General features: G+C 70.3%; 9 protein-coding genes and 1 pseudogene. 5 read left to right on the top strand and 5 right to left on the bottom strand.

The window, feature by feature from the left end; all coding sequences use genetic code 11:
* Positions 1 to 474: SUMF1/EgtB/PvdO family nonheme iron enzyme (locus Q0Z44_RS13370; protein ID WP_298013544.1), on the top strand; the 474-nt coding region annotated here is incomplete at its 5' end.
* A gap of 23 nt (positions 475 to 497) precedes the next feature.
* A pseudogene (egtD, locus tag Q0Z44_RS13365) lies at positions 498 to 1,424 on the top strand (L-histidine N(alpha)-methyltransferase); the annotation flags it as partial.
* Here the strand turns inward: egtD and Q0Z44_RS13360 are convergent.
* From Q0Z44_RS13360 to Q0Z44_RS13345, 4 genes are read right to left on the bottom strand one after another with little or no spacing between them, the layout of a single operon-like run.
* Entirely contained in the window at positions 1,387 to 2,520 is a 1,134-nt protein-coding gene (locus tag Q0Z44_RS13360) for a UDP-glucuronic acid decarboxylase family protein (protein ID WP_298013542.1), read from the bottom strand. The pseudogene egtD and the gene Q0Z44_RS13360 overlap by 38 nt on opposite strands.
* The gene (locus Q0Z44_RS13355) at positions 2,505 to 3,692 is read right to left on the bottom strand and encodes a glycosyltransferase family 9 protein (RefSeq protein ID WP_298013540.1); all 1,188 of its coding nucleotides are present in this window, start codon (positions 3,690 to 3,692) and stop codon (positions 2,505 to 2,507) included. Before Q0Z44_RS13355 ends, Q0Z44_RS13360 begins: the two co-directional genes overlap by 16 nt.
* Positions 3,673 to 4,788 carry a glycosyltransferase family 9 protein gene (locus tag Q0Z44_RS13350; RefSeq protein ID WP_298013538.1) on the bottom strand — a complete coding sequence of 372 codons (1,116 nt, stop codon included), beginning with the start codon at positions 4,786 to 4,788 and terminating at the stop codon, positions 3,673 to 3,675. Before Q0Z44_RS13350 ends, Q0Z44_RS13355 begins: the two co-directional genes overlap by 20 nt.
* The gene (locus tag Q0Z44_RS13345) at positions 4,785 to 6,083 is read right to left on the bottom strand and encodes a glycosyltransferase (protein WP_298013536.1); all 1,299 of its coding nucleotides are present in this window, start codon (positions 6,081 to 6,083) and stop codon (positions 4,785 to 4,787) included. Before Q0Z44_RS13345 ends, Q0Z44_RS13350 begins: the two co-directional genes overlap by 4 nt.
* A 141-nt stretch (positions 6,084 to 6,224) precedes the next feature.
* Here Q0Z44_RS13345 and Q0Z44_RS13340 point away from each other — a divergent pair, with 141 nt between their 5' ends.
* Together Q0Z44_RS13340 and Q0Z44_RS13335 are read left to right on the top strand one after the other, a co-directional pair.
* The gene (locus Q0Z44_RS13340; RefSeq protein ID WP_298013534.1) at positions 6,225 to 7,379 is read left to right on the top strand and encodes a glycosyltransferase family 1 protein; all 1,155 of its coding nucleotides are present in this window, start codon (positions 6,225 to 6,227) and stop codon (positions 7,377 to 7,379) included.
* Complete coding sequence (locus Q0Z44_RS13335; RefSeq protein WP_298013532.1) at positions 7,336 to 7,944, top strand: phosphatase PAP2 family protein; 609 nt, start codon at positions 7,336 to 7,338, stop codon at positions 7,942 to 7,944. Before Q0Z44_RS13340 ends, Q0Z44_RS13335 begins: the two co-directional genes overlap by 44 nt.
* A gap of 3 nt (positions 7,945 to 7,947) precedes the next feature.
* Here the strand turns inward: Q0Z44_RS13335 and Q0Z44_RS13330 are convergent, their stop codons facing one another.
* On the bottom strand, positions 7,948 to 8,520 hold the full coding sequence (locus tag Q0Z44_RS13330; protein ID WP_298013530.1) for a DUF2062 domain-containing protein: 573 nt from the start codon (positions 8,518 to 8,520) through the stop codon (positions 7,948 to 7,950).
* A gap of 179 nt (positions 8,521 to 8,699) precedes the next feature.
* Between Q0Z44_RS13330 and Q0Z44_RS13325 the strand changes: the two genes are divergently transcribed.
* A complete protein-coding gene (locus tag Q0Z44_RS13325; protein WP_298013528.1) occupies positions 8,700 to 8,909 on the top strand; it encodes a DUF3606 domain-containing protein in 210 nt (69 codons plus the stop codon).
* Positions 8,910 to 8,948 lie beyond the last annotated feature (39 nt).

The following is an 8,948-nucleotide window of genomic DNA, read 5'->3' as shown; positions in this document are numbered from 1 at the left end:
CTGCAGGCTGAAGGCTGGCAGGCGCCACTGTCATGGGCCGAGCATGCGGGGCAATGGACCGTGTTCGGTCTGCACGGCCGCGTGCCGCTCGACCCCGACGCCCCGGTGTGCCATCTGAGTTACCACGAGGCGCTGGCTGTGGCGGCGTGGGCCGGCGCGCGGCTGCCCACCGAAGGCGAGTGGGAGACCTGGGCCCGCCATCTCGGCCCGCTCGACTGGGCGGCCCGCCCGCTGCCCCACGGTCTCGGCCAGGTGTGGGAGTGGACTCGCTCATCGTATGAGCCTTATCCCCGGTATCGGCCCTGGCCGGGCAGCCTGGCTGAGTACAACGGCAAGTTCATGGTGGGCCAGCAGGTGCTGCGCGGCGCCAGCGTGGCCACGCCTGCCTGGGAGACCCGCCCGAGCTACCGCAACTTCTTTCCCCCGGGCGCACGCTGGCAGTTCACCGGCGTGCGCCTGGCCCGTGACCTCTGACCCGGCCCGAAGGCCGCCTTCTCATGCAGACCTTTCCCTGGCCCTCCGGGCAGGCGGCTCGCACGCCGCCCGCCGCCCTGTACAACCCGTCTCCCGCAGGAGAGGACGAATTCGGCTCCGCGCTGCGCCATGCGCTCATGCATCGCCCACGCCGCATCGCGCCGGTGCACTTCTACGACGAGGCCGGCTCGGCCCTGTTCGAGGCGATCTGTCGCCAGCCCGAGTACTACGTGACACGCGTCGAGATGGGCATCCTGATGACGCACGCCGAGGCGATCGCCGCCCGCATCGGACCGAATGCGGACATCGTGGAGTTCGGGGCGGGCTCCAGCCGCAAGTTCCGCCTGCTGCTCGAAGCCCTGCAGGCGCCGAGGCGCTACGTGCCCATCGACGTGTCCGGCGCGCACCTGCAGCGCGAGGCGCTCGCCCTGCGGCTGGACCACCCGCTGCTCGAGGTCTGCCCGGTGGTGGCCGACTTCATGCACCCGTTCCGCCTGCCGCCGCTGGCCCCGCCTGCGGCGCGCCGCGTGGGCCTGTACCTCGGCTCGTCGTTCGGCAACTTCGACATGGACCAGGCGCAGGCTTTCCTCACGATGGCAGGCCACGCACTGGCCGGAGGGGGTCTCCTGATCGGGATCGACCTCGTGAAGGACCCGGCGGTGCTGCACGCCGCCTACAACGACGCGGCCGGCATCACCGCGGCCTTTAACCGCAACCTGCTGGCACGGGCCAACCGCGAACTACAGACGGACTTCCTGCCGGACCAGTTCCACCACCACGCCTGCTACCACCCGGCTCACCAACGCATCGAGATGCACCTGGTGAGCAAGACACGGCAGACGGTGCACTTCGACGGCGAGACCTACGACTTCCTTGAGGGGGAATCCCTGCACACCGAGTGCGCCCACAAGTTCACGCTGACCGGCTTTCGCGCGCTGGCTGAATCGGTCGGCCTGCAGCCGGGCCCGGTGTGGCTGGACCCGCAACGCTGGTTTGCGCTGCAATGGCTTGATTGCCCGGCGCACTTCGAGCGTCCACGGGCGTGAGCCCCTTTGCAGCCGCACCCGAGCCCGCACCCGTGCGGGTGTCGGGGCCGGCCGACAGCAGCGCATCGAAGTAGGCAATCGTCCGGCGCAGCCCTTCCTCCAGGCCCACACGCGGCGCCCAGCCCAGGGTCTCGCGCGCCAGCGTGATATCGGGGCAGCGCTGCATGGGGTCGTCCACCGGCAGCGGTCGCACCACGATGGGCGACGACGAGCCGGTCAGGCGCACCACCAGCTCGGCCAGTTCACCGATGGTCGACTCCCGCGGGTTGCCCAGGTTCATCGGTCCTGTCACGTCATCCGGTGTGGCCATCAGGCGGATGCACGCCTCGATCAGGTCGTCGCGGTAGCAGAAGGAGCGCGTCTGGTTGCCATCGCCATGCACGGTGATGGGCCGTCCCTGCAGCGCCTGAACGATGAAGTTGGACACGACTCGTCCATCGTTGGGATGCATGCCTGGCCCATAGGTGTTGAAGATGCGGGCCACCTTGATCTTCACGCCATGCTGACGGTGGTAATCAAAGAACAGCGTTTCCGCGCAGCGCTTGCCTTCGTCGTAGCAGGCCCGTGGGCCCGTGGTGTTGACATGGCCACGGTAGTCCTCCGGCTGCGGGTGCACCGTCGGATCGCCATACACCTCACTGGTCGACGCCTGGAAAATGCGCGCCCGCACCCGCTTGGCCAGGCCCAGCATGTTGATGGCGCCGTGCACGCTGGTTTTGGTGGTGCTCACCGGGTCGTGCTGGTAATGCACCGGTGAAGCAGGGCAGGCGAGGTTGTAGATTTCGTCGACCTCGACGTACAACGGAAAGGTCACGTCGTGGCGCATCAGTTCGAAGCGCGGGTGGTCCAGCAGGTGCGCCACCTGACCGCGTCGTCCGGTGAAGAAGTTGTCCACGCACAGCACATCGTGGCCCTGATCGAGCAGGCGCTCGCACAGCGCAGCCCCCAGGAAGCCGGCACCGCCGGTCACGAGGATGGATCGGGTCACAGCAGTGTCCATGGTGTCTCCGAATCGACGGTCGCGTGGTTCAGACTTCGTTCAAGGCTGGGGCTTGCGTCGTCCGCTTCCGTTCGACGCAACAGGCTCAGTGCGTGATCCACCACATCACACGGTCCGACCGCCATGGCGCACTCGTGGCCCGTGGGGCAGCGCGCGTGGGTACACGGCCGACAGGGCACTTCGGCCCACAAGACACGGTGCAGCTCCGGCCGGCCGGGTGCCCATCGCGCCACTTCGGCGCCACAGCTGATCACCACGCTCGGCGTGCCCACGGCCGCGGCAATGTGCGACACCCCCGTGTCGTTGCTCACCAGCAGGCGTGCACCCTCGATGAGGGCCCCTACCGTCCACAGAGGGGTGAGGCCGACCAGGTTGACGCACCGCCCCGGCGCCAGACCTTGCAGGGCCGCCTCCAGCGCCGCCACCACCGGGCCTTCGGAGGCCACGCCGGTCAGCACCAGCGTCAGGTCGTGCGCGGTGGCCAGGGCCCGTCCTACCTGCGCAAAGCGGGCGGGTGGCCAGCGACGCGAGGGCCACTGTGCGCCGGCATGCAGGCACACCCACGGTCGCCCCGGGGGGGCGCCATGGGCCAGCAACAGGCTGCGTGCCGCTTCACGGTCTGCATCCCGCACGGGAAACGCCTCAGCCGAGCGAAGCGGTCCCCTCAGCGAGTCAGGTTTGCCCAGCACGGCGATCAGGCGCATGAGCCGCTGGGCCTCGCTGCCCTCCTCCGGCCACAACACCGAGAGCCGTGGTTCGGGCGCCGCGCGACCGGGCTCATGGAAAGCCGCCACATGGCGCGCGCCCCACGTTGCCACAAGGCCGTTGGTGAGCCGCCCGCTGCCATGCAGTTGCACCACCAGATCCAGACGGCGTGCCTGCATGTCGGCCACAAAGGCCGGCCAGGCCGCCTCGTCGGGCACGCGCTCGGGCAGCCCCGGGTGGCCCGGAAATTCGATGAACTCGTCGATACAGGGCAGGCGGCTGACCCACTCGCGCGCCCAGGGCAGCCCCACCAGCGCAATGTGAGCGTCAGGGAAGCGCCCCCGCAAGGCCTGCAGCGCCGGGACGGCGCACAGCATGTCCCCCAGCACCAGGGCGCGCAGCACCGCAATGCGGCGCACCTCGCCGAGGCCAGGGTCGGAGTCGGGTTCAGCAGGTGGCGCGTGCATGCACGGGCTCCGTGGGGGCCAGCGGCTGCGCCAGCAAGGTCCTGGCTGCGATGGCCACATCGTGTGGCGACACGTTGCGCAGGCAGGGGTGTCCAGGCTGCGGGCACACGCTCTGCAGGCAATCCCGGCAGGGCACCTCGTGGCTCATCACACGAGCCGGTACCTGCCAGGGGGTGTGCTGCGGGTTGGTCAGCGCATACAGGCACACCACGGGCGTGCCCAGCGCAGCCGCCATGTGGGCCGGCCCGCTGTTGTTGCCGATCAGCAGCGAGGCACCTTCGATCAGCGCAGCGAGTTCACCCAGGGACAGCTGCCCGCACAGGTCGGCAGTGTGGCCGGCGATCGCCTCGCGCGCGGTGCGAACCGCTTCCCGCTCGTCCTCGCTGCCGCAGAAGACACAGGTCCAGCCTTCGGCCACCAGGCCGCGCACGGCCTCCCCCATCATGGCAGCGGGGTAGCGGCGCGAGGGCGCTGTGGCGCCCGGGTGGACCACGATGTAAGGCCCGCCGGGCAGCACACCGGCCGCCAGCAGCGCATTGCGCGCGGCCAGCCGGTCCGCATCCCGGACGGTCAGGCCGAGCCGCAGCGAGTCGGGCCGCGGCACGCCCAGCGCGCCGACCAGGTCCAGCTGTCGCTCCACTTCATGCCGCATGCCGGGGCCCAGCCGGTCGACGTCCCGTCGCCAGTGCGACAGCAGCGCGTACGGGTTCTCGCGTGCCTGCGCGGTGCGCACCGGGATGCCGGCCATGCGACACAGCATGGCCATGGGCAAGGGGCTTTGCGTGGCCGAGGTCATGATCACGGCCACATCCACACGCTCGCTGCGCAGCCAGTTCACGAGGTCCGCCTCGTCGTCGACCACCCCGGTGTGCCCGGGCTTGACCCACGATGCCCGGAACACCGTCACGCCATCGACCATGTCGAGATGGGGCGCGAGACGGGCCCCGGAGGGGGAAGTCAGCAAGGTCAGCCTCGCCTGGGGCGCTGCCTGCTTCAATGCGCGCATGGCCGGCGTGCACATCAGCACATCGCCCATGTTGTCCAGCCGCACGACCAGCACGTGCCGCCACGCCGAGGGCACCGGCATGGGGGTCATGCGTCGGCTCCCACGGGCACGGCCAGACGGGGCAGACAGCGGACCAAGGTCAGCGGCCGGCATTCATCGCGGGTGGCCGCCGGACGACGCGCCGCCTCATACGCGGCCAGCGTCTGCTCGGCGGCCCGCGCCCACGTGAAGAACGTGCGGGCGCGCAGCAGGCAGCCCATGTCCATGGTGGCGGCCGCACGCGGGTGCTCTGGCCAATCGGCGAGCTCGTCCCGCAAGGCATCAGGATGAGCGCGGTGCAGCACGCGGCCGGCTGCGCCGTCGGCCACCAGCGTGCGCAACTCCTCGTCCTCGCGCGAGGGCAGCACCAGCACCGGGGTGCCGCAGGCCATCGACTCGCGAGGGCACACATGGGCCGGATCCCAATCGGCCGCAGGCAGCACCGTCACATCGGCTGCCGCACAGGCCGCACTGCGCAAGGCTGCACCCTGCAGGCCCGCGTGCTGCGCGCCCAGCCAGTGCAAGGGCTCGTCCGGCACCCTGGAGGGTGCCATGCCTGACGGCAACAGGCTCAACGCGTGCGCCGGCAATTTCTGCAGGGCCCGCAAAAAGGGCGCGTAAGCGCGCCGGCTGGCGCTTCCTGCTCCCCCCGGCTGGCCCCACAACACCAGCAGGCCGTCTTCCGGCAAGCCCAGCGCGCGCCGCAGCGGCCCGCGCGCCCGAGGCCGAAACAAACTCGTGTCCACGCCGTGCGGCACGGCGCGCACGCGACCGCGCAGCGCGCTGAAACGCTCGATCACAGTCTCCCGATGGTGCTCGCTGCGGCACAGCACCGCGTCCGCACGGCGGGCCAGCAGGCGCTCGATGGCCAGGACTGCGTCGCTGCACTGGGTGAGCTCGCCCCGCAGGCCGATCGAATCCGGCGACCACACCAGCGGCAGCACGCGGCCGGCGGTCAGGCGCAAGCCAGCCAGGCCGGCCAGTGCCCCCCAGGCGTGCACCACATCACAAGGCCACACCCCGAGGGCCGTGCGTTTCACCGCATCGGCGAAAGCCATGACCGTGCGGCTCAGGCTGCCCTGGTCGTCCAGCGGCCAGGCGGTGCCCAGGCCCACGCGGTAGATCCGCACGCCCGTCTGCACGTCTTCGCAAGCCGGTTCGGCGGCATGGTGACGGCAGCGATAGATGTCGACGGCATGGCCTTGTCGCGCCATCGCGATGGCCAGAGGCAGCACCGCCTCGTGTCCACCCGGCTCAGGGGGCAGCCCACCGTCCGGCAACGGGTCGGGGATGTCGATCATCGCCACGCGCCGGGCGGGCATCTTGCGGGCAGCGGAAGCGGACATGGCGAACTCGGGCAGAAGGTGGCTTCGGGGTGGCTGCGCTTCGGCAAGCGGCATGCCCGGGACGAGCGCGCGTCGCGCCGCGAGGTCGGGAACAGCGCTTGCCCGTGACGGGCCCCTCGCCGGAGACCCCAAGGACCGACCGTGCGCCTCGTCTACCTCACCGAAACCTACCCGCCCGAGATCAATGGCGTGTCGCTCACCGTGGAGCGCACCGTCGCCTTCCTGCGGCGACAGGGTCATCAGGTGAGCCTGTTCCGTCCTCGCCAGCGGGACGAAGGCCCGCTGGACACCCGCGACGAGTGGCGCACCGCCGGCCTGCCCATTCCGATGTACCCCGACCTGCGCTTTGGCCTGGCCTGGCCCGCAGCCGTGCGCGCGCGTCTGCAGCAGCTGCGGCCGGCCGTGGTGCACCTGGCCACGCCCGGCCCGCTCGCGTGGGCCGCGATGCGCGCCGCGCGGCAGCTCGACATCCCTGTCACCACGGACTTCCGCACCAACTTCCACCTCTACAGCGCGCACTACGGTCTGTCGTGGCTTTCGCCGGTGGTGCTGCGCGGGCTGCGTGCCTTCCACGATGGGGCGCAGCGCAACCACGTGCCCACCGAGCTGGCCCGACGTGAACTCGCGCGCGCCGGCTTCGGTCAACTCGAGGTCATCGGACGGGGCGTCGACACCGAGCGGTTTCATCCGCGCCACCAATGCGACGCCCTGCGTGCCCAGTTTGCCCCGCCCGATGCGCCGCTGCTGCTGTATGTGGGGCGGCTGGCCGCCGAGAAGAACGTCGACCTCGCGTTGCGCGCCTTCGAGGTGGTGCGCGCCGGCATGCCGCGCGCCAGCATGGTGGTCGTGGGGGACGGCCCCGCGCGGCGCACGCTGCAGGCGCGCTACCCCGCAGCGCATTTCGTCGGCATGCAGTCGGGGATGGCGCTGTCGCGCTTCTATGCCACGGCCGACCTCTTCCTCTTCCCATCACTGAGCGACACCTTCGGCAACGTGGTGCTCGAGGCCCTGGCCAGCAGCCTGCCCGTGATCGCCTTCGACCTCGGTGCGGCAGCCGAACTCGTTCAGGGCAGCGGGGCGGGGCGGGTCATTCCGGTGGGGCACCCCGAACAGTTCATCACGGCGGCGTGTGCGCTGGCGTGGCAGCACCGTCATGCCGCCGCCCAGCGCCAGCGGGCACGGGCTGTGGCCTTGAAGGCCCGCTGGGATCACGTGCTGAGCCAGTTCGAACACAGCCTCATGGAGGTCGCCCATGGCAGCCACGCCCCCGGAACACGACAAGCCCGCGCCGCCTGAACTGACCCTCTGGGCCACCGCCCGCACGGTGTGGCCCTGGCTGTGCCGTGGCAGCCTCACCTGCCTGGAATGGGAGCGGGCCTGCGCACGCTGGCTGCATCGGGCCACGGTCTGGCCGTCGATGTTGATCGGGATGCGCTTCGTGAGCGGCCTGTCGGACGGGCTGGTGTGGTACCTGGCCTTCCCTGCGCTGCTGCTGTGGGGCGGGCCGTCCGGCCTGCACTGCGCCCTGCGGCTCGCTGGCATGAGCGGCGTGAACCTGCTGATCTACAAGGCTCTGAAACAGGGCACAGGCCGCCCTCGCCCGTTCAAGACCTGCCCGGGCATCCGCGTGTGCGCCCGGCCGCTCGACGAATACAGCTTTCCCAGTGGGCACACCCTGCATGCCGTGGCCTTCGGTGTGATCCTGTCCACCTACTACCCGGTGCTCGCGTGGCCACTGGGTGTCTTTGCGGCCCTGGTGGCCCTGTCGCGCGTGGTGCTGGGCCTGCACTACCCCAGCGATGTGCTGATCGGCGCGCTCATCGGTGCGGTGTCGGCCTGGGCCACGCTCAATCTGTTCTGACGATCAGCGCGTGCGCGCCCCGCGCAGGCTGGCCTTCACACGCCGGTGGCGACGCAGGCGCGTGCGCAGCCACCACCCCCACGACACCAGGAAGTAGGTCAGCAACCCCAGACCGCACGCCATGACGAGCAGCCCCAGCAGCAGGGGCTTGCCGACCCCGGCCAGCTGCACCCGTGTGCGTTCCCACCAGCTGGCGGATGGCTCGGCGGCGGATTCGCCATCCCGGGCCACGGCGGGCGGCGCATCGCCAGAGGCGACCTCTTCACCCAACATCGTCTTGCCCAAGTGCCAGGCCCCGTAATACAGCGGCCCGAACGTCACCGGGTTCGAGACGAGCGTGCTGCCAACGGCCGCAGGCAGGTTCGCGCGCAGCACCACGGCCGCCGCCGCACTGGCCGGAATCTGGGCCACCGGAATGAGCAGGCCGAAGAACATGCCGACCGCCATCCCCATGGCCAGCCCACGCCGGCTCATGTGCCACAGCCGCGGATGCTGCAGCGTGGGCCCGAGCCAGCGCAGCCAGCGGTGGCCTTGCAGGGCCTCGGGAGAAGGCAGGTAGCGAGTCAGCAATGACATGGCGGCGGGTGGACAGACAGCGCAGGTGGTCAGAAAAACAGCATAGCGCCGAGCGCCACACCCTGTTGCCGACGCGCCCAATCTTTCACACAGCTTCACATGGCGTGGGGCAGGCCGCCCGCCTTCCAGGCATTGCGCTTGCCGCCCATGGGGCGTCGCCACCTCTACTAGGAGCCGCCATGCCCGATCCTGCAGAACAAGCCGCGGACGATCCGAATTCGCGCGCCATCGTTGACACACGCGACGCCGCCTCGATCGCGCACTGGGCCGAGGCGCTCGGCCTCACCACGGAAGCCCTGGAAAGCGCCGTCAAGGCCGTGGGCCCGCGCGTCGACCGCATCAAGGACCATCTGACTGGCGGGATGGCCGGCACGCAGCAGGACGGTTGAACAACGGTACGAATCCGTACAGATTCCCCGCTCATCGGC

Origin of the sequence: uncultured Aquabacterium sp., from assembly GCF_947366995.1 — a bacterium.
Lineage (GTDB): Bacteria > Pseudomonadota > Gammaproteobacteria > Burkholderiales > Burkholderiaceae_C > Aquabacterium.
The sequence above is the reverse complement of the archived record's forward strand: the minus strand, read 5'-3'. Positions and strand labels throughout refer to the sequence as shown.

Bases quoted from the DNA above. Each gene is read 5' to 3' on its own strand.
- Q0Z44_RS13360 (WP_298013542.1), bottom strand. From the start codon at position 2,520: ATGGACACTGCTGTGACCCGATCCATCCTCGTGACCGGCGGTGCCGGC.
- Q0Z44_RS13355 (WP_298013540.1), bottom strand. From the start codon at position 3,692: ATGCACGCGCCACCTGCTGAACCCGACTCCGACCCTGGCCTCGGCGAG.
- Q0Z44_RS13350 (WP_298013538.1), bottom strand. From the start codon at position 4,788: ATGACCCCCATGCCGGTGCCCTCGGCGTGGCGGCACGTGCTGGTCGTG.
- Q0Z44_RS13345 (WP_298013536.1), bottom strand. From the start codon at position 6,083: ATGTCCGCTTCCGCTGCCCGCAAGATGCCCGCCCGGCGCGTGGCGATG.
- Q0Z44_RS13335 (WP_298013532.1), top strand. From the start codon at position 7,336: ATGGCAGCCACGCCCCCGGAACACGACAAGCCCGCGCCGCCTGAACTG.
- Q0Z44_RS13330 (WP_298013530.1), bottom strand. From the start codon at position 8,520: ATGTCATTGCTGACTCGCTACCTGCCTTCTCCCGAGGCCCTGCAAGGC.
- Q0Z44_RS13325 (WP_298013528.1), top strand. From the start codon at position 8,700: ATGCCCGATCCTGCAGAACAAGCCGCGGACGATCCGAATTCGCGCGCC.